The sequence below is a fragment of the Robertkochia solimangrovi genome (assembly GCF_007279655.1).
GTDB lineage: Bacteria > Bacteroidota > Bacteroidia > Flavobacteriales > Flavobacteriaceae > Robertkochia > Robertkochia solimangrovi.
Map to the genome: position 1 here is coordinate 1 of NZ_QKWN01000011.1, position 21625 is coordinate 21625.

Below are 21625 nucleotides of genomic sequence, written 5' to 3' on the forward strand. Positions count from 1 at the left end.
TAACATGTAACAATGTTACCGTGTTACGGGGTGACTTGAAACAGAATACGGAAAACGGATTACAGAAAACAGTTTACTGTGTTACTGTATTACTATATTACTGTGTTACTACTCTCCTATTTTGCGGCTTCACTACTCAAAATAAAATCATATAGTACTTGTATTCAATATCTTAACATTTTATTTATAATTAATCTAAATAAATTTTGTCAGACAAAAAATGAAATATACATTTGCACCTATCCAATTATTTATATTTAATCTAAATAAAATGATCAAGCAACTTACATTAACATTATTCCTGATGATCACCCTGATCGGATATAGTCAGAACGGATCGATTAAAGGAAAAGTGACATCAGAAAACGGACAGCCCATCAGCAATGTGACTGTTCGTATCACGGAGATCACCGCCGGTACCGTAACCGACAACAGAGGTGAATACCAGATCAATACTATCAAACCAGGCACCTACACCTTGGTTTTCAGCTATATCGGTTTCTACAAACAGGAAAAATCGGTTACTGTATCATCGGGTATAACCACGTCCCTCCCAACGGTAATATTAAAGGAGAGTGAAGAAAGTCTCGAAGAAGTAGTCGTGAGTACGGATAAGAACAAATACAGCAATAATGAGCCTTCCAACAGTTTAAGACTGAATACTTCCCTAATGGAAACCCCTCAGAACATCCAAATATTGAGTAAAGCACTTCTGGAAGACCAGCAGACCCTCAGTATCATGGAGAATGTGACACGAAATGTCAGTGGGGCTCAAATGATCGAACACTGGGGACATTTTGCACGGATCAACATGAGAGGGTTCCGTATTCCTGCCTTTAGAAACGGGATGAATGTAGAGATGACCTGGGGTCCACTTGCCGAAGATATGAGCATGGTGGAAAGAATCGAATTCGTAAAAGGACCAGCCGGTTTCATGATGGCTGCCGGACAACCCGGAGGATTCTATAATGTAGTCACTAAAAAGCCTACCCTTCAAAACATCGGTGAAATATCATTTACCGGCGGTAGCTTCAACACCTATCGCGGTACCGTTGATTATGCCGGTCATACCAATAACGGAAAATTTCAATACCGGATCAATGGAATGCTACAATCTGAGGAATCATTTCGGGATTTTGAAAAATCTCAACGTTATTCCATCGTTCCTTCCTTAAAATATGAATTCACAGACAGAACTTCCCTAACTACTGAGTTTACCTATCAGTCTGCTGATATGCCGATCGGTGCTGCTTATGTATTTGCTCCTTCATCAGCCGGATATGGGAGTCTCGACCGAGATTTCACCTCCATCGACAACAATTACCCGAACACCGATATCGAAGAATACAGCCTGTTATCTATCCTGAGACATGAGTTCAATGACAACTGGTCAGTACAGGCTCAGTACACCATGTTCCGTTATGATCAGGAAGGCTTCTCTCCCTGGCCATGGTCTGTGGAGGAGAACGGAGATATTATCCGTGGTGTCTCGATATGGGATGCATTAGGAGATATGAATCTGGCACAAGTTTTCGTAAATGGTAAGTTCAATACCGGAAGTATCAGTCATAAGGTATTAGGTGGATTTGATTATAACGAAAAGGAATACTGGGCAGACTGGGCACAGGGAGGCGCTATCGATGCGACGGATGATCCGTTCAACATCTATAATCCAGTTTATGGTAAGGCGGTAATGCCGGAGGTAGACCGTTCTCAGGACATCAAGGTACGCGGGGAAGGCGGACATCAGGGACTTATAAACCGTGGTCTCTATGTTCAGGATGAAATAGGCTTTCTTCAGGATAAGATCCGACTCACACTGGCGGGTCGCTATACCGATGCCGATATCTATGCATACGGCTCCGGTGCAAAAGCCGATAAGTTCACACCCCGAATCGGAATCAGTGCAGACATCCTGCCTACGCTAACGGTTTATGGTTTATATGATGAATCCTTCTATCCGCAATATGGAATAAGCGCCACAGGGCAATCATTCGATCCGGAAGAATCGGATGATATCGAAGGGGGGATCAAAAAAACATGGTTCGAAGGTAAACTGAATACCTCTTTCACCGTGTACCAGATCACCAAGAACAACCTGCTGGTAAGCGATCCGGAAAACATCAATTTCTCCATTCAGTTAGGACAAGTACAATCGAAAGGTGTGGAATTCGATATGCAGGGTCAGATCACTCCTGAATTCAATGTAGTACTCAATTATGCCAACACCAATGTGGAGATTACCGAAGACACCAATCCCGATAATATAGGGAATCGCGTTGCAGGACATGCGAAACACATCACCAATGGTTGGTTCAATTACAACTTCAATGAAAATACTGCCCTGAAAGGCTTTGGAATCTCTTTGGGATATCAGTATCAGATCGACCGTTCATCCTGGAACTGGGGTGCTGAAAACGAATCAGAACTCCCTGATTATTTCAGGCTCGATGGAGCACTGACCTGGAAAAGTAAAAAGTTTGACGTAAGACTCAATGTAAACAATATACTGGATGAGTATCTGTATTCCGGTTCCAACTATGGTTCCTACCTCTATTGGCAGGCAGAACCTGGGATAAACGGAAGAATATCTGTGACCTACAGATTCTTATGATTCCTTAAAACTTTGATTTTTGTTCGTGATTCAAAACCGCTTCAGTCTTCGGATTGGGCGGTTTTTTTATATCATCAATAGCTGATTAACAGTATTTTATATGAAATACCATAGTGATAAAAAAACTTATTTGAAATTAATCTAAATAAGTTTTGCTTATCATACGATCATTATTATTTTTGCACTTTCGAAACTTATTTTTAACAAGTCTAAATAAAATGCAAAAATTATTACCCCTAACTTTATTAGTATTCCTTATCAGTTTCACTGCCTTCGCTCAAAGTGCAAGCGTTAGTGGAAAAATACTTTCATCTGATAAGTCCCCCTTACGATATGCAACCGTAAGTATCGAAAATAACTCCCGTGGAGCTATTACCGATGAAAAGGGTGCATTTACCATATCAAATCTGGCTGCGGGAACCTATACCCTGGTAATCTCCCACGTTGGTCATACCACAAGCAAAATGGATTTCAATCTTGCTAACGGACAAGCACTGACCCTGGCGGACATTATCCTGAACTCCACTGAAGAAGAACTGGACGCAGTAGTAGTAGAAAGCAACAAGACCAACAAATTCTATAAAAAAGAAAGTGTTACGGTTTCAAAAATGCCCCTGAAAGACATCGAGAATCCTCAGGTTTATAATGCAATCTCTGGAGATCTTTTAAGAGATCAGGTTGTTACCAATTTTAACGATGCCTTGAAAAATGCTACCGGGATCAGCCGCTTATGGGAATCTACCGGACGTGGTGGCGATGGTGCTGCTTATTACTCCCTCAGAGGTTTCTCTGTACAACAGACCATGACCAACGGACTACCTGCAAAGAACAACGGCGGACTGGATCCTGCGAACGTGGAAAGTATCGAAGTGATCAAAGGTCCCTCCGGAACCCTTTTCGGAAGCAGCCTTATCTCCTACGGAGGACTTATCAACGTGGTTACTAAGAAACCTTATAACTATTTTGGTGGTGAGATCGGGTATACTGGAGGATCTTACGGACTCAACCGTTTTACAGCCGATATCAACACTCCTTTAGATAAAGACAATCAAATCCTGTTAAGAACCAATGCGGCTTATACGGTTAAGAACAGTTTCCAGGATGCAGGGGAGCAAACTTCAGTCTTCGTCGCTCCTTCGCTTACCTATAACGTAAACGAAAAGCTGACGTTTATTCTGAATACGGAGATCCTGAACAGAGAATCGGTGAACGCGCCGATGATCTTCCTGAACAGAAATGTTCCACTTCTCTATGAAAGCATCGATATCTTTGAACAGAACTATAAAAATTCATTTACGAGCAACAACCTGTCGATCAAAAACCCAACCTTCAGTTTCCAAGGACAGATGCTGTATAAGCTCAACGATGCATGGACTTCTCAAACCGTCCTTTCCAGAAGTACTGCAAAATCTGACGGGTATTATTCCTACCTATGGGATCTTGGCGATGGTGACAGTTTTGCTCGCTATATCCAAAGAGCCAATCAGGAGACCCGTACCACCGATATTCAACAAAACTTTATCGGTGATTTCAAGATCGCGGGAATGCGTAACCGCGTTGTTGTCGGATTGGATTATTTCCATACAAACCTCCTCAACAACAGCAGTGGATGGGCAGGTCATGGTGTTGTGACTCTTAGTGATGGTGCTGATACCGGTGTACTTTCTCAAAATGCAGTAGACACTTCTCTTGAAAATTCAGGAGTTACCAATGCACAAACTGAACAAGAGATCTATAGTGCCTATGTTTCTAATGTAACGAACATTCTCCCTGAACTTTCCGTAATGTTAAGCTTAAGAGTCGATCAATTCGAAGGAGATAAAGCTAATGATGATGATGATCAAACCGCATTGTCTCCGAAATTCGGAATCGTTTACCAGCCGATCAAAGATAAGCTTTCCGTATTTGGTAACTATATGAACGGATTCAGCAATATCGCAGCGCAACCCTATTACGATAACGACGGAAATAATCTTGGCAACAGAAGTTTTGATCCGGAACAGGCCAACCAATGGGAAGTTGGAGTAAAGACCGACCTGTTAGAGAACAAACTTTCTGCAACCGCCAGTTATTATGACATAACCGTAAGCAACATCCTGATGACCGATCCTAACAACCCTCAGAACTCTTATCAGGGTGGAGAAATCGCCAGCAAAGGTTTTGAGCTTAGTGTAATCGCGAACCCGCTCGAAGGATGGAATATCGTGGCTGGATTCAGCAACAATGACAGTGAGGTAGTGAAAGATGAACCGGATGCAGGTTACATCGGAATGCGCCCGGAAAGTGCAGGACCTGAAACCCTGGTTAATTTCTGGACCAGCTATACCCTTACCGAAGGTCCGCTTGCAGGCTGGGGTGTTGGATTCGGAGGAAATTATGCGAGTAAGTTCGCCACCCTGAACAGAAGTAATATCGGTAGCTTCTACCTGCCTTCTTACACGGTATTGAACGGATCGGTATCGTATAATGCGAAAAAATATTCAGTGATCCTGAAACTCGATAACATTACCAATGAGAAGTACTTCACCGGATGGTCAACCGTATCTCCGCAACAAGCAAGAAGTATCTCAGCCGGATTATCATACAGATTCTAAAAATCAACCTTTATGAAAAAAGTATTCATTACACTCACCCTACTCCTCCTCACCGGAAGTCCGTTATTCGCCCACTATTTATGGATCGAAACCAACGCAACCGGAAAAAGTGGAAAAGCACAGGAAATCAAAGTTCATTTCGGTGAATATACCTATGGAATGATCGAAGAAGTTGCCGGAGATGCATTTTCTAATGTAAACCAGTTCAAACTTTGGGTTGTGGCTCCTGATGGAACTAAAACCGAACTTGAAACGAAGGCTCAAAAAGATCATTACCTCGCCTATTTCACCCCGAAACAAGCTGGTCGTTATACCGTATTACTGAACAATAATGAGATCGATGTGATCGATTATACACAGTATGATTTCGGAATCTTTAAAACCCATTACCATGCAGTATCCAGTTTTACAGTTGGTAAAGCAGATAATGACAGTAGCTCCATGAACCCCGAAGGGATCACCGTAAAGAGAATCTCTGCTGCAAATGACGAAGTAGCACTCCAGGTTCTTTTTAAAGGAGTTCCTATGGAAGGAAACGAATTGAAGATCTATATCAGTGATCTTTGGTCAAAGACCCTGACCACTGATAAAGAGGGGATCGTTCGATTTAAATTACCCTGGAAAGATACCAAGTACATCGTGGAAACGACCACCAAGGAGGAAGTTCCCGGTACTTATAAGGGAGAAGATTACCAGTTTATCTGGCATTGTGCAACGTATTGCATCCTATAATAATTCAGGTGACAGTGGTTAATTCCACTGTCACTTTTTAATTTTAATCCGTATGATTTCATCAACCATCCTTATCATCAGTCTCGCATTTTACCTGCTCTATAATACTTCAGCGAAATCGGTAAAGAACACCGGGCTTGGTATAGAGAACTTGATCATACAAAACCCCGTTCCGGCTAAATTAACCGGACTAATCTTGCTGATCATAGCTGCTGTAACCGATATCATTATTTTCGGATTCGGGTCAGGTTCGCTAACTTTTTTTATCATTCTCATGACCGCGGGAAGCCTATTGATCCTTTTGACACCTCTGAAATTAGTAACCCTGAGAACACTGTCTGTATTTTTCGTATGTAGTCTAACCATTGAATTGTTCATTCAATTTACCTGATCCATTATGCCAGCCAACCCAAAATATCTGTCATCACCGTTACAACGTTTTGCTAAGATCTCCGCAGGTTTTTTAGGAGGGTATCTGGTTACTATGTCGATACACCTTGCACTGGCGTCATGGTTCGATACTGCAAACATTGTCATCACCTCTGCCTATTCCGGCTTCATTCTCTGGGCGGTACTCTTCGTACTGGCATTCCTGGGTAAAAACGGATGGAAAGTATGGCTTCTGTATCTGGCTATAACCCTGTTATTTGGCCTGATCTGCTATTTCGGAATACAAAACCAATCCATTGTCTGATCGATCTATGAAACAACGCACCTATAACATTCTTTTTCACACTCACACGGTCAGCGGTATCGTGATCAGTGTCGTACTCTATGTGATCTTCTTTGCAGGATCATTCGCATTTTTTCGTGATGAATTTGTAAACTGGGAGCGTAATTCCGGAGTAGATGTTACCGACCATATCACCTTCAGTTTTGATCATTTACTGGATTCGGTTGGCCAGAACTACAATCTCTACGGAAGGGATATTGAGCTTTCAAAATATTATATAGAAGATCGTGTAAGTGTCAATATGACCGGGACACAAAGCAAAACTGCTGCATCAGAGGATCAATTGCCAAAGTTCTTCTATTACACCCCGACAGACAATAGTGAGGCGACCTATGCTGCATCTTATACTTTAGGAGAATTCCTCTACCGTTTACACTTTCTTGCACAGATTAAATATCCGATCGGCTATTATCTCGCCGGACTTATCGCCTTCTTCTTTCTTTTTGCAATTATCACCGGTTTTCTGGTCCACTGGAAAAAGATCGTAAGCAATTTCTACATCTTCCGACCGATGGCCAAGGCCAAAACTATTTGGACTGATGCCCATACTGCTCTCGGCATGATCGGACTACCTTTTCAGTTCGTCTATGCAGTTACAGGGGCTTTCTTTATGATCAAAGCTATATTGATCGCACCTAACGTTTTCTTGCTCTTCAATGGCGATCAGGAAAAATTCTATGCTGAGCTCGGTTATTCACACCCACACTCCAAATTCATCGACGAAAGAGATGCTGCAAACTATAGTATCGACGAATTCGTAGAAACGACCCGTGATCGTTGGCCGGGATTTAACGTTACGCAGGTACATCTCTTCAATTATCAAACCACTGACATGCAATTACTGGTGGAAGGTCATTTACCCTACCGCAGTAAATTCAATGGTACTGGTCAGGCACTTTACCAGGTAAACAGCGGGAAACTTATCTCTGAAAGAAGTCCGCTGGAAAAGGCTTCCTATCTGGAAGCGGTGAAAAATATATTATACCGAATTCACTACGGTGATTATGGGGGATATGCATTACGAATCATCAGTTTTCTTCTTGGAATCATTTCCTGCTTCGTGATCATTTCAGGAGTTATGATCTGGCTTGTCGCCAGAGATAAAAAGCACATCCCTGAAAAAAGACGAAGATTTAACGAAAAGGTTGCCAGGGTTTATATGGCAATAGCCCTCAGTATGCTGCCGGTAACTGCCTTGTCATTTATAGCGGTTAAGATCTTCGAGCCGCAGGGACAAAGCTTCATCATTAACTTTTATGGCATCACCTGGTTGCTGTTCACTATTTTCTATATCCTTAAAAAGGATCTTTCATTTATCAACAGAAATACCTTATTACTGGGAGCGGTGTTCGGACTCTTGATTCCTATTACGAACGGAATTAAAACCGGTAATTGGCCCTGGGTAAGCTACGAAAAAGGACTGTATCACATTTTCTTTACCGATGTGTTCTGGATTATTTTACCAATCCTTTTACTCTTTGCCTGGAAAAAAACATTGAAGTCTGGCGGACCAGGAGGAATACCACAAAAGAAAGTTTCAAAGAAGACCATACCCACAAAACCGATAGCTGAGGCAGTGAATTAAGACTTGTGTGCACTTACCTTCTTAAATATTCACTAATTCTAAGAAGGTAAGTATTCGCAGAATTATTTTTTTGGTACTTTTACTTTAAATCTACAAAAAGTATGAAGTATCCACCTATATACCAATCTATTACATTTATTTTCATCGTTCTTTTAACCTCCTGCAGTTCTACAAAGACGCTGTATCAGACTATTGGTGAGAATAAATGGGAACTCAACTATATTTCCGGAACAAGAATAGCTTTCGACGGTTTATACCCGGATCGCAAACCAGAAATCAATTTTGACCTGGTCGATAATAAGCTCTATGGAAATACCAGTTGCAATGCTTTTAACTCAGCCTATGAGATGAAAGGAAACCAGATCAGTATCAGTTCTCAGGGAATTATGACTATGGTCGCTTGTCCGGGGAATGGAGAACAACAATTCCTCGACATGCTATATAAAGTTGATACATTCAATGTGGAAGATGATGAACTTACCTTTTATATCGATGACGTCGCGGTGATGCGGTTTAAAAAGAAAGTGTAACCATGAAAATAGCAAACTTTATAAGCGCAGGATTATTGGCAACTGCTTTAATATTCGGAATATCCTGCAAGAATCCACAACAAAAGAACACGGAAACCGAAGAACAATCAATTTCAATGGATACCTTACAAACTCAAGATGATGATAACACCATGATGGAATCTAATGAAAAGTTCTTTCAAGGACTGGGAACGGAACCATTCTGGGGGTTGGATATCAGTGAAAACTCCATACGCTTCCATTCCTTACTGGATGATTATAAGGAATTCATTACTCCTCTTCCGGAGGTAATCAGGGTTGCGGACGCCAATATCAGAAAATACCGTGTTGAGACTGAATTGGTAAAGATGGATATTACCATTATGCAACAATCCTGCAGTGATGGCATGAGCGATAACACCTATGATTATAAGGTCGATCTGAGTATCACAAAATCGGGAGATGGAATTACCAAAGAGTTTCATGGATGTGGTTTCTTTGTAGCCGATACTAGTCTGGCCGGAGAATGGGAAGCAAAAAGCATTCTTTCAAATCCGGTAGATCCTGAAAAAAGCAACGGAAAATACCCTTCGATTACCATCGATACCGAATCCAGATCTTTCAGCGGTTTCGCCGGATGTAACAATGTTCGTGGTGAACTGTTCATGGAGCAACAACTGTTGCGCTTTACAAAAGTAGTTTCCACCCGTAAAATGTGTCTTCCCGGTAACCCGGAAGATGCTTTTCTAAAAGCGCTACAGGCTTCTACAACCTATGATGTTACCGAAGATACCCTGATTCTAAGTAATCCGAACGGTGAACAACTCCGATTCGAAAAAGTAAAATGAGCGTAGAATACTAAAAAATAAATACGTAAAGTATTGATTATTAAGGTAAAATAACTATTTTTAAATAGTTGTTCGGGCATAACAACGACTATCCTAAAATGGCTAATCAGTATTAATCAATCCTTTTATCATGAGAGTATTCTATTCCTTAATGTTCCTGTTACTATTCGTTTCCTGTGGATCAAGCACCAGTATCACCGGATCCTGGAAAAATGAAAACGCCTTACAGTCCAAGACCTATAAAAAGGTATTTATCATGGCGATCACCACCAATGTTCCTGCCAAAACCATCATTGAAGATGAATATGCCTTCTATGCCAAAAGAAACGGAATGGAGGTCGTGAAGGGTCACGATGAATTTCCCGGTACATTTACGAAACAAACTGTACCGAGCAGGGATCAACTCATCAAGATTATCCGTGATACCGGAAGTGATGTCATCATGACGATAACACTTCAGGACAAGGAAACCCAATCTCGCTATGTACCAGGCACTACCAATTACGCCATGGGATATAACCCGATGGGCTTCGGTTACTATGGAAGTTTTTACGGCTATTATAATTACTGGTATCCGATGACCTACGATCCGGGATATTATACCACTGATAAAATCTATTTTCTGGAGACCAATCTTTATGATGTACAGTCAGAAGAACTGTTATGGTCAGCACAATCAAAAACCTATAATCCTTCCGACCTGGAGGACTTTACCAAGGATTATACCCAGGCCATTATTAAAAAGATGCAGAGTGACGGACTGTTAGTGCATATGCAATAATCGTAAACAACCTTATTTTATGAGCTTGGAGCCGTTCAAAATAAAGTTTAATACGATACTAACCTTCTTGATCTTACTATCAGGAACATCACTACTTGCGCAGACAGATTCCCTGAAGCTAAAAAATGGGAACATCATTGTGGGTGAAGTGAAATCTATGGATCAGGGAGTATTGGTGATCGAGACCGATTACAGCGATGACGATTTTACCATAAAATGGATCGAAGTCATAGAAATGACGAGTGACCAGGAATTCCTGATCACACTGGAAGACGGAACCCGGATCAATAGCAGTGTTCAAAGGGATCCGAAAAACAAATCTCATGTGATCTTACACAGAAATGAAGAACCGATCAGTGTTCCCATCACAGACATCGTCTTTCTGAAGTCGGTTAAGGAAAACTTTTTATCGCGACTTGATGCGTCTATCTCTGTGGGTTACAACTTTACAAAAAGCAGCAGCCTGCAGCAATTTACAGTTCGAAGCACCCTCAACTATACCGGCCGAACCTGGGCATTCTATTCCTCGTATAACTCCGTTCGCAGTAAACAAGATAATACCGATGAGATCCACCGTACGGATGCATCGATCGGATCCCGATATTTTCTGAAGAATGATTATTTCCTGTTATTATCTGCAGACTTTCTGGCTAATGATGAGCAGAAATTAAAACTGAGAACCGCGATCAAAGGAGGTGGTGGTAAATACTTTGTACATTCCAATAAGCTTTATTTCGCTGGTGGAGGCGGTATTGCATGGAACAATGAAAATTACACCGATGAAACCATTCCAAGCAGAAATAGTGTGGAAGGATTTATCTCAGCGGAACTGAACATCTTCGATATGAAGAATCTCGATCTGATCTCGAATCTGACGGTGTATCCCAGTATCACGGAATCCGGAAGGGTTCGTAGCGATTTCAAGGTCGACCTGAAATATGATCTTCCCCTCGATTTCTTTATCAAACTGGGCTTTACCCTCAACTATGATAATATGCCGGTGGCAGGTGCTGCGAAAGATGATTACGTATTGCAAACTACTTTTGGATGGGAGCTATAATGTCTCGATTGGAATTATGTTTGGCGAATTTTATTTCATAACTTAGTGAAATTAAGCTTTTTACATATAAATCGTTTAAAATATTCATCATATGCTGACCACCCTCACACGTAACTGGAGGATCCTGATCCTTAAAGGAATTTTGTTGATCCTGTTTGCTCTATTTGCATTTTTTAATCCGACTCTAACCGCCACAACACTCGTGATGTGGTTCGCTGCACTTATTATTCTGGACGGAATTCTGACGATCATTGCCGCTATTGTCAGCTGGGATGAAAGAACCAATAATTGGATTCTTATCGCAGAAGGACTGGTAAGTCTGGTGATGGGAATCGTACTGCTGGTCGTTCCGCAGGTAACCTTATTCTTTATTTCTATCGCTATCGCTATGTGGTTTATCTTTATAGGCATCAGCCGGGTCTTTTCCGGCTACCGACTGCGCAAAGAGATCAAAGGAGAAGGTTGGGTTATTCTGGGAGGCGTCGTTGCGATCATACTCGGACTCCTGATCTTTGTAAACCCTACCCTGGGTATCGGATCATTGATGTACCTCATCGGGATCACCGCATTACTCGTGGGAATCGCGTTAATCTTTATCGGCTTTAAATTCAAAAAAGGTCACCAATTGATCAAGGAGAAGATCGACTCCATCAAAGAACAACACCAGGGAAGCTGAGGTTATGAATTAAGAGTTAAGAATTAAGAGTTAAGAATTAAGAATTTAAAGTTAACGGATTACTCTTAACTATCCGCAGCTACATAATCCTGTAGATAAGAAAATCTTTCTGTTAATTTACCACCGGAGGTCATTCGGGCGCGTTCGAGAATACCTTTTGAATCATTATCGAAGAAGGCCGGAATAACATATTTAAGAAACATATCTCCGAAACCTACACTAGCATCTGCGGGGAGTTCACAGGGTAAATTATCAACGGCCATTACCGCGATAGTTCCTGGCTCTTTATAATCTGTTTCAGCTTCTGATTCGGCGTTATAACCGTAAACAGGATCTGCGATGGTGGAAGCGCGCAAGGTAGAGGCTACCGGTCCGTCGATATCACAACTGATATCTGCAACGACCGAAATATTGAACTCCGGAGTTTTTGCATCTTCTCGAGTAAAGATAAAAGGTGCTCCGTCTCCATAGAAATGACCGGCGATGTATAGATCACTAACCCGGGCAAACCTCATAAAATCGGATGCATACTCCTTAGGATTTTTAAAGAAATCGGTTTCGCCCAATACTTGTCCATCTTTTCGTTTGTTATAATCGAGCACATCGATCTGGCAAAGTACCGGATGGTCATACGTTTTACTCAGGAAATCAGCTACGCTAACCGATTCAAGCCCCATAGCATCGAGAATTTCGCGAGCACCATTACCTACTCTGCCTTTTCCGGTCAGAACGATCTTCATAGCCGGAAGATCGATATTTTTCAATTCCGCTATCAAGGCTTTCAGATCTGGCAGTGTCTCCGCCTTAGGCATTTGAAAAAGTCCATGTTTGAGCCCATACGTTCGGATTCCGTTATAGGCTCCCACAAGTCCGGCATACCTACCAAATGCAACAAGCCTTCTGCCCTGCTGATCGGTGATAACCTCATGGTCATAGAGTTCAACATTTTTGGCGAGAATCGCCTTGAGCAATTTCCGGTTATAAGGTTGTTTTTTGATAGTATGGGAGAAAAAGAAATACTTTTTACCTGGTATTAATGCATCGATAGGAACTTCCTTAACGCCAAGCAGAACGTCACAATCAGATAGGTCGTCTGAAACTTCGAGTCCGGCCTCACGGTATTGGTCATCGGTAAAGATGCGAATGTCGGAGGGTTCGACTACGATACGGGCCTCGGGAAACTGTTTCAGGACATCCTGACAGGCTTTTGGAGATAAAACGACTCTTCTGTCGGGTGGATTCTTGCGTTCTCTGATAATTCCGAACTTCATACAGGATTGGTATAAGATTTGCACTAAGTTACATGGATGGCGGTAAATGAACAAGAATTTTAAAAATTGTATTACATTTGCCTCCCTGTCTGACAAAGACAGGAGTTCTTTGAAAGAAATTGGGGTCGACTGGTTTTGACAGCGAGTCTAATTGAAGTGTAAGCATGCAGAGCGCTGGGATACAGCTCTTAAATCTCATATTTCAAACTTTTTAAATGGCGAGAATAACTACGCTCTTGCTGCCTAATCTGAATTTATAGTAAGATTCCGGCCACGTCCCTGCAAGGCAGGGAGGCGAGATGTCTCCGGGAAGCCCTTGTTGATGGCGTCCCGTTTGGAGGCACCATAAAAGTCAACATAGAACAGCTATAGCTTCGGTACCTGTTCAAATCTAAAGAAGCTAAGCTTGAAGTAGGCGGTTTTCGGTCAGCTTCAAGTCGAAAATCAAACGAGAACTAAGCATGTAGAAAGCATTTGAATTGCTTGTTTGGACGGGAGTTCGAATCTCCCCGACTCCACCTACGCCCTCCTTCGCTAAAGCTATGGGGGGCTTTTCTTTTTCCAATAAAACTTTTGAAATTTATTTCACCTCCGTTACAGGCTTCGGTGGATGGGGATCCATATTTTTCCTATAATGATAGGCATTCGCAGCTATTGCGAAGGGGCTAATGTTCTCCGTAGCTTTAACGATGGAGGGTAACCTCCTCCGTAACTTTAGCGAATACGACTAATGCTTTTCATAGGATACGTTGTTGGCAACTGGCTTTGGTCAAGACTCTATTTTATATCCAAAAACCCTTTGGTAGCAAGAGAATCTAAAAAATCGCTCGAATCAAAAGTTTCTCCAGCACTAACAACACCTACTTCTTTAAAAAGACCTTGCTCAATCCGGATCAAGGCCTCAACAATTAATGGTGCGGTAATCCCGTAAATATCTATTCCAGAAGCTACAATTTTATTGGTTTTTTTGTTCGAACAGGCTTCGACTTCCATAATGAAGACCTGAGAAGAAAGCCCATTCTCTTTTGTTGCAACGGGTGTAGGCGTTTCAGGGTTGCGGATGTCCATCAAAGGTGCCAGGTTCATGTAAGTATTGATTTCGTTCACATTGAGGTGTTTTGAAATAGTAATGATTTCGGTCAAGGGAAAGCTTTCAACTTCAAGACTCCCAAAAGGCTCTGAAAATTGCCACATACGTTTAGGCTTTATAGTCGGAACTTCTATCAATTTTTTGTTCCTGTAAGTAAATCGAGGATATATATTTCTACTTCCTGTTTTGCGTGTTCCCAAGGTTGGCATCCAATTATCCAGTGCAACAGAAATATTTATTGTATCAGCAGCAACCAGCTTGTCCATCAAGCTAGTTGCTAATAAATCTGCTAGTCCACCAAAAAAGGCCATTGCAGGTAGTATCACGATTCTCTCTTTTCGAGCTCGTTTTGCAAACTGTTCATAGATTGAAATAACACATTGTTGTTCAGCCGTCATATCCAAATAATGAATATTGTTACGTAGTGCACATTCAATAATTGACATTGCCGTATCCAAAAAAGGACCGGCACAGTTAATTATTGCGAAAGAGTTATTGACTGCATTGTCTAAATTTTGAGGATTGTCTATAGAAATATGACGGATTTCTAGGTTCGGGTATTTTTTGCCGATTTCCTGAAGTTTTTCTTTGTTCCTACCCGCCAAAACTGGAATAAATCCCTCTTTCAGTAATTCGGCAATTACAAATTTACCCGTATGACCATAAGCTCCGATTACCGTTACAATTTTATTGTTTAAGTTCTTATGAGTTCTTTTCATTTATTTTAATATTTTTGATTTAACTATAAAAAGTATTGTAGCAAAACTAATTATAGTATATTTAAAATAAAATAACGGTCAAAAAGGATAGTTGAATTTCAAATATATAAGTTAAGTAATGTATAAGGTCAAAGGCAAAAAATATCCATGTTGTACTAGTGTTGCCATGGGAATAATCGGTGGCAAATGGAAGGCCGCAATTTTGTACTATCTATCTGAACAACCTTTACGATATAGTGAAATCCGTAGGCAAATGCCAACCGTAACCGAAAGGACATTGAGCCTACAATTGAAAAGTCTTGTTGAGGATGGTGTTCTTTCAAGGAGGGCTTATACGTCAAAACCTCCGCTCACGGTAGAATATTCATTAACGGATTTCGGCAAAACGTTGATTCCAATAATTTCCGGTATTTCCGATTGGGGTGCTTATGTAGTCAAAAATCACTCGGATGCTAAATAGGTCATAGTTTTTAGCTTGTTGCCAACTTGATTATATACTAAACTTTATTGGGCATATATAGCCAATTTGGTTGGTTATGCCTAAGTTTTGTAAATTATTGTTCGGTATAGATTCCATATTTTAATTACACGTAGAGGATACTTATACACTAATTTTTCGAATTGTAACTGACCCTTAATTTATTCATTTACATTCGATAAATCGAACAGACCTCTATTTTTTAATAGGATACATAGTTGTGTATAGTCTATAAATTAGAGAATTCTAACATGAAGGATTTGATCTGATAATATCAAGATTGAACTAACAACCATTATAATTATAGTTGTCCACGTATTAAATTTCCAACCTAATTTATACTTGTTTGAAATCTTGTAAACCAAGAAAAATAAGAAAATATTTACCAGTACAGATAATGTAAAAACTCCTAATCCAAAGTATTCACTTATTCTTCCTTCATCATTTGGATTGATGAAATTCATCCACCCTGCAAGCAACCTCATGTATAATGGAGTGAATAAGAAGGGGTAAACTAACTTATTCCAGTTTCGGCTAAGAAGAAACACAAACACAATTACGGCTTGCAAGATAGTGATTAATGGTCCCGACACTGAAACATAGACATTATGTAATTCAGAATATTTTTGCCCGGATAAAGGTGACACTGAGTTTAGTGTTAAAACTGATTCATATCCAAGTGATTCACTTGTAATCCAATGAGAGAATTCATGGATAATCCAGGTAAAAAATACAGCGCCTGTACAAGCTAAAAGATATTTCCATGTTACTCTCTGATCAGTCATATTTTAAGAAATTATGCACAATGGTTTTGTGTAATTGTTAGTTACGGATTTAAAGTTACTATTATTTGGTAAAGAACCGACGTTAGCAATTCCGAGTAGATTGCTTCACCAGTTCGCACTTCGGACTCGTGCCGGGCAGTTTTAATGCAGTTTCTGCCTGGGATGGAAAGATTGATTGCGTCCGAATTTATTATTTTTTAGAGTAAGAAACTAGCCATAAGCTATAGCCAAGGTTAGCACAAGTCTATAATCTTTTAATTATTTTATTTTCTGCAGTAGCCATCTCAATAATTAATTGATTGTTTCTCGAAAATTCTTGATTGTTTTCAATAAAAGATTTTAGATCAAAAAGTGCTGTCGGCTACCCCTAAACAGCACAGTTAATCAGTACAATATTACATCCAGGAATACTGAATTATTGTAATGCATATTTTATTCGGTGGTCAATGTTAACCATTTATTTTTTCCGATGGTGAGCGTCCCAATAACGGCAAGAATCATGACTACAAAAATTGCAATCCCAATATTTTTTGGAAATATATTCAGCTTAAAAATTATAAGTCCAAGGAGAGGAAATATGGCCCCTAATAACGAGAGTTTTCTATTTAAAAAGACATTCCCTTTTACCGTTACTTTTTCGTTGTCGGTAATATTTTTTAGATTTAATTTTTTACTACCACACCATTGAATTTTTGCACTTAATTCTTCATTTTCAAAGTCTGGTGGAAGCTCAATCATTTTTTCTTCGCCATTTTTTAAATCACTTAGAACTTGATCCCGTACTAAAATCTTATAAGAACAATATTTATTAAAGTTTTCTTTTGGCCTACTTACTATTATTGTTTTCATCTTTGTAATTTTTTCCTTTTAAATAATTTGATTATTGCAGGTATTCTAATCAAAGTTCACTTGCGAATATTTAAATGTAACTCATTGATTTAATTGCTGCAATAGATAATCAAACAATTTGCTTTTCACAGTTTTCAATTTTGGAAATTCTCGTTTTTAAGACTGTATGTTCATTCCCGAAATACATTGTACAGGCGGAATTTCATGCTAGTTTCATAATATCTGTTTTAATTGAAATGATTAACATACTTTTGAATTTGAAATGCTAAACACCTTGAAAACATTCTTTCAAGATACTTAATGGGGCCTTAAAATTGCCTTAACTGGTAATCATTTTAGCATTTATTCAATAAAAGGTTATCATCTCATAGTTAAAATTGATTTTTTTATTGAAATAAATACCTATTTGCTATATATGAATTCTCATTTAGCAACCGAATTCATCCATCACAATCGGGTATATAATCCAAATCGTGAGGTATAAAGGGTCGCCCCTCGTCTTTCGATTATTTTCAAGCTACAATCTCCTCCATTTACTTACAGCGTCTCTTCTCCTCCAGCCCTCCAATATCCAGAAGTTAAAAATATCATTGATTATTTAGGGATTAGAAAAAATAATGATGAATATTTATAAATTTTACAGAATTTTCCTGAATTTGACAGAAAAAACATTATTACAAAAAATGATTCTTATATTGATTCCAGTTTTTTAACTAACGACAATATTTTATGCCGATCCCTAAACATTCTGTGCATATATGAAGCTTCTGTATGCACTAAATTCAAGTAAATATCACTTTCATTTACTATGCCTATCGTGCATCCTATTCGGAGTCCGCCCGACACAGGCACAGACTTCCACCGCTCCCATGGTCTTTAACGCCTTTGACAAATCCGTGGGTATACAGAATACACCATTATATCAGGGGATAGCCTTCATTCCCATCTATAGAACCATCAATGAAAACACCCAATATTTTCTCACGTACGCTTTTCTGGATGGGTCGGTAAAATATGCCGGTCAAGCCTATAATGACCAGCAGCTAAAATATGATGTCTATGAAGACAAGGTATTGTTAAAACTGGTTTCCTCGGTAGGTGGTGCCACCATGGAACTGATCCCGGAATGGCTGGATGAATTCATCATAAACGGACACCGATTCGTACACCTCAGACCCACAGATACGCCTTCCTTAAGTAAATACGGCTTTTATGAAGTTGCGACAAAGGGTTCTGTATTGACCCTTTATACTAAACACAATATGGAGCGAATAGACCAACGGGATGAGAAGTTCGTCTATTATGAGTTCTTTCCGGAGAAAAGTACTTATGTGCTGCTTTATAATGACGAATATCATATTATAAATTCAAAATCAGATCTGTTAAGACTCTTACCGGAATATAAAAAACAGATCAGGCAATTCACCAATCATAACCGGAAATTAAAAAGGGATAATCCCGATGGCTTTTATCAGGCTTTAATCTATCATATGAACGGGGTTGTTCGCTAATACTGAAAGAATCGATGAAGCAAATATTTTTTATTCTTTTCTTTAATTTTCTTTATTTCGGAGTTGCCCAGGAATCAGAACCGCGTATCTCTATTTCCATCCAGAATACGGCATTGGTTACGGTTATTGAAGAGATCGAAGAAAAAACCGATTTCCATTTTTACTTTATTGATCAATGGCTCCAAGGAATAAAGGTAACCGGTGACTTTCGGGATACGCCGGTAACTGAAGTCATTGAGAAATTATTGACAAACACCGAAATCAACTTCTATGTAATGGACGGTTCAAAGGTGATCCTTACCAAAAACACCCTGATCACTGACCGGCTGCCGGAGAACTACTTTTCTAAACAAGAAGTTGTTCCTGAAAACGACGAAAACAATATTACCTCCGGTAAGAATAAAGTTCCTCAATCCCTAGTCGTTTACCAGATCAAGGAAACCAACCGAGCACGAATGATAACCATTGGTAAGGAAAAACCAAACGACATCAATGCTACTTACAACTTAAGAGGAACGATCACAGGAGCCGAAGATGGCAAGCCTGTTTCGGATCTCGTACTCATGGTGGAAGGCACCGGTAAAGGAACGACTACCGATGAGAACGGCGCGTATCAGTTGAAACTTACCAAAGGCCCTAACATCATCCTGACAAAAGGTTTGGGCTTTAAAGACACCAAAACCACCGTAGTTATTTATAGTGACGGTGAATACAACTTACAACTGGATGAGAGTATTGAATCCCTGGATGAAGTCGTCGTTCGAAGCGATTATAACAAAAATGTTGAAGATGCTCATACCGGTGTCATTACCCTGGATGTAGAAAATATAAAGAACATTCCCTTGATCCTCGGCGAAGAGGATATCTTTAAAGCCGCTCTTTTCATGCCGGGTATCTCAACCGCTGGGGAAGGTTCAGCGGGTTACAATGTAAGAGGAGGAAAAACAGACCAAAACCTGATTCTTTTTGATGAAGGAGTTATCTATAACCCGGCACATTTCTTTGGGATCTTTTCAGCCATCAATCCATTTTCCATCGGTAAAGCGACGATCTATAAAGGGAACATCCCGGTGGAATACGGGGGAAGATTATCTTCGGTATTCGATATCCGAAGTAAGAAAGGGAACATGAAACAAATTTCCGGTGAAGGTTCCATAGGTCCGGTAACAGGCAATCTCCTACTCGAATTACCCGTCGTTCAGGATAAATCCTCCATAATGGTCGGTGGCCGGGCTACCTACTCTAACTGGATCCTGAGGTCGCTTGATGACGACCGACTAAAGAACAGTGAAGCATCCTTTTTTGATCTGATCGGCAAGTTTGATCAGGTCATCAATGAAAATAACAGTATCGAAGCGACTGGATATTTCAGTCATGATGCCTATAGTGTAACCCGAGACTCTATCTATGACTATTCCAACCTGATGGCTTCCCTTATATGGAATCATCAGTTCAATACACAAAACTCATTGGCAGTAACACTCTCCCATAGTGGGTATGGCTTCGGAATCGCTTATGACGGACTGGCAAACAATGATTTCAATCTTGAATACAAGAATAATGAATCATCCTTGAAGATTAAAATGAAGTCTTTGCTAAACGAACAACACACCCTGGATTACGGGCTGATCAGTAAACTTTATACGATCTATCCGGGTAAAATAAATCCGGAGGGGATTGATTCAGAAATTACTGCCCTTACGATTCCCAAGGAAAAGGGACTTGAAAGTGCACTCTTCCTTTCGGATAGTTATAAATTCAATGACGACCTGCTCTTTGAACTCGGAATCCGTTATTCCCTGTATGCGGCGTTGGGTCCGTCTACTCAGCGAACCTATCCTGACGATGCTCCGAAGAACAGCGGGACTCAGACGGGTATGATAAATTATGACAACAATGAGGTGATCAAAACTAACGGAGGTCCGGAAGTAATGGCCTCTGCACGCTATTTCCTGGGAGAGGATTTTTCAGTTAAAGCAAGTTACAATAATACCATCCAATATATTCACACCCTCTCCAGTAATACCACAGCCTCCCCTATCGATACCTGGAAACTTTCAGACCTGAATATTGAACCGCAACGTTCCTCCCAGTATTCACTCGGACTCTACCGGAATCTGGATGCCGGATTATATGAGATCAGCCTGGAAGGCTACTACAAAAAACAAAAGAATCTTTTGGATTATAAGGTCGGTGCCCAGTTATTGCTCAACGAAGCGATCGAAACCGAGGTTTTACAAGGAGATGGAAAGGCCTATGGTATTGAATTAATGCTTAAAAAGAATGAAGGGAAACTCAACGGATGGCTAGCCTACTCCTATTCCCGCTCCCTGATCAGGTTAGCCGGTGATTTTGATGAAGAGATCGTGAACGGAGGGGAATACTTTGCTACCAATTACGACAAACCCCATGATCTTAGTATTGTAGCTAATTATAAATTTACCAGACGCTTCAGCGCTTCTGCAAATTTCGTTTATCAAACCGGAAGACCCGTGACATTCCCCGTAGGAAAGTACACGTATAACAATGCAGAATATGTGGTCTATAGCGACCGTAATGCATACCGCATTCCGGATTACTATCGTCTGGATCTAAGTTTTAATATGGAAGGTACCCACAAGATCGAGAAACTGGCACATAGTTTCTGGAGTTTCTCCATCTATAACGCATTGGGAAGGAATAATCCTTATTCGGTTTTCTTCGTAACCGAAGATGGCAACATCAAGGCTTATCAAAGCTCCATATTTTCAATACCGGTACCAACCATCACCTACAATTTTAAATTTTGAT

Annotated in this window: 18 protein-coding genes and 1 other RNA gene; 15 read left to right on the top strand and 4 right to left on the bottom strand. The window is 40.2% G+C overall.

Annotation, left to right across the window (positions count from 1 at the left end; genetic code table 11):
• Positions 1-271 precede the first annotated feature (271 nt).
• From DMZ48_RS14875 to DMZ48_RS14925, 11 genes are all read left to right on the top strand, one after another.
• On the top strand, positions 272-2614 hold the full coding sequence (locus tag DMZ48_RS14875) for a TonB-dependent siderophore receptor (RefSeq protein WP_143955958.1): 2343 nt from the start codon (positions 272-274) through the stop codon (positions 2612-2614).
• A 218-nt stretch (positions 2615-2832) separates the two neighbouring features.
• Positions 2833-5208, top strand: a complete 2376-nt coding sequence (locus DMZ48_RS14880) for a TonB-dependent receptor (RefSeq protein WP_143955959.1) — start codon at positions 2833-2835, stop codon at positions 5206-5208.
• A 12-nt stretch (positions 5209-5220) separates the two neighbouring features.
• Positions 5221-5940, top strand: a complete 720-nt coding sequence (locus DMZ48_RS14885) for a DUF4198 domain-containing protein (RefSeq protein ID WP_143955960.1) — start codon at positions 5221-5223, stop codon at positions 5938-5940.
• A gap of 52 nt (positions 5941-5992) precedes the next feature.
• Positions 5993-6331, top strand: coding sequence for a hypothetical protein (locus tag DMZ48_RS14890; RefSeq protein WP_143955961.1), 339 nt, complete (start codon positions 5993-5995; stop codon positions 6329-6331).
• 6 nt (positions 6332-6337) lie between these two features.
• Positions 6338-6634: a hypothetical protein gene (locus tag DMZ48_RS14895; RefSeq protein WP_143955962.1), complete on the top strand. Its 297-nt coding sequence runs from the start codon at positions 6338-6340 to the stop codon at positions 6632-6634.
• On the top strand, positions 6627-8258 hold the full coding sequence (locus DMZ48_RS14900) for a PepSY-associated TM helix domain-containing protein (protein WP_338420313.1): 1632 nt from the start codon (positions 6627-6629) through the stop codon (positions 8256-8258). The genes DMZ48_RS14895 and DMZ48_RS14900 overlap by 8 nt, the downstream gene beginning before the upstream one ends.
• Before the next feature lie 101 nt (positions 8259-8359).
• Positions 8360-8788 carry an META domain-containing protein gene (locus tag DMZ48_RS14905; protein ID WP_143955963.1) on the top strand — a complete coding sequence of 143 codons (429 nt, stop codon included), beginning with the start codon at positions 8360-8362 and terminating at the stop codon, positions 8786-8788.
• 2 nt (positions 8789-8790) lie between these two features.
• Positions 8791-9615, top strand: coding sequence for an META domain-containing protein (locus DMZ48_RS14910; protein WP_143955964.1), 825 nt, complete (start codon positions 8791-8793; stop codon positions 9613-9615).
• Between the two features lie 130 nt (positions 9616-9745).
• On the top strand, positions 9746-10396 hold the full coding sequence (locus DMZ48_RS14915; protein ID WP_143955965.1) for a hypothetical protein: 651 nt from the start codon (positions 9746-9748) through the stop codon (positions 10394-10396).
• A gap of 67 nt (positions 10397-10463) precedes the next feature.
• Positions 10464-11456 carry a DUF481 domain-containing protein gene (locus DMZ48_RS14920; RefSeq protein WP_242009226.1) on the top strand — a complete coding sequence of 331 codons (993 nt, stop codon included), beginning with the start codon at positions 10464-10466 and terminating at the stop codon, positions 11454-11456.
• Between the two features lie 91 nt (positions 11457-11547).
• Complete coding sequence (locus tag DMZ48_RS14925; protein WP_143955967.1) at positions 11548-12132, top strand: HdeD family acid-resistance protein; 585 nt, start codon at positions 11548-11550, stop codon at positions 12130-12132.
• Between the two features lie 65 nt (positions 12133-12197).
• On the opposite strand, the gene DMZ48_RS14930 is transcribed toward DMZ48_RS14925, so the two are convergent.
• Entirely contained in the window at positions 12198-13403 is a 1206-nt protein-coding gene (locus tag DMZ48_RS14930; RefSeq protein ID WP_143955968.1) for an NAD(P)-dependent oxidoreductase, read from the bottom strand.
• A 121-nt stretch (positions 13404-13524) separates the two neighbouring features.
• Here DMZ48_RS14930 and ssrA point away from each other — a divergent pair.
• Positions 13525-13924: a transfer-messenger RNA gene (gene ssrA / locus DMZ48_RS14935) on the top strand.
• Positions 13925-14180: 256 nt separating this feature from the next.
• On the opposite strand, the gene DMZ48_RS14940 is transcribed toward ssrA, so the two are convergent.
• The gene (locus DMZ48_RS14940) at positions 14181-15212 is read right to left on the bottom strand and encodes a saccharopine dehydrogenase NADP-binding domain-containing protein (RefSeq protein ID WP_143955969.1); all 1032 of its coding nucleotides are present in this window, start codon (positions 15210-15212) and stop codon (positions 14181-14183) included.
• A gap of 118 nt (positions 15213-15330) precedes the next feature.
• On the opposite strand from DMZ48_RS14940, the gene DMZ48_RS14945 reads away from it, so the two are divergent.
• Complete coding sequence (locus tag DMZ48_RS14945) at positions 15331-15672, top strand: winged helix-turn-helix transcriptional regulator (RefSeq protein WP_143955970.1); 342 nt, start codon at positions 15331-15333, stop codon at positions 15670-15672.
• Positions 15673-15926: 254 nt separating this feature from the next.
• On the opposite strand, the gene DMZ48_RS14950 is transcribed toward DMZ48_RS14945, so the two are convergent.
• Both DMZ48_RS14950 and DMZ48_RS14955 read right to left on the bottom strand, forming a co-directional pair.
• Positions 15927-16475 carry a hypothetical protein gene (locus DMZ48_RS14950; protein WP_143955971.1) on the bottom strand — a complete coding sequence of 183 codons (549 nt, stop codon included), beginning with the start codon at positions 16473-16475 and terminating at the stop codon, positions 15927-15929.
• A gap of 432 nt (positions 16476-16907) precedes the next feature.
• Positions 16908-17324 carry a hypothetical protein gene (locus DMZ48_RS14955; protein ID WP_143955972.1) on the bottom strand — a complete coding sequence of 139 codons (417 nt, stop codon included), beginning with the start codon at positions 17322-17324 and terminating at the stop codon, positions 16908-16910.
• A gap of 758 nt (positions 17325-18082) precedes the next feature.
• Between DMZ48_RS14955 and DMZ48_RS14960 the strand changes: the two genes are divergently transcribed.
• Together DMZ48_RS14960 and DMZ48_RS14965 are read left to right on the top strand one after the other, a co-directional pair.
• Positions 18083-18835 (top strand): hypothetical protein, encoded by a 753-nt coding sequence (locus DMZ48_RS14960; protein WP_143955973.1) that lies wholly within the window; start codon positions 18083-18085, stop codon positions 18833-18835.
• 14 nt (positions 18836-18849) lie between these two features.
• Complete coding sequence (locus tag DMZ48_RS14965) at positions 18850-21624, top strand: TonB-dependent receptor (RefSeq protein WP_143955974.1); 2775 nt, start codon at positions 18850-18852, stop codon at positions 21622-21624.
• Position 21625 lies beyond the last annotated feature (1 nt).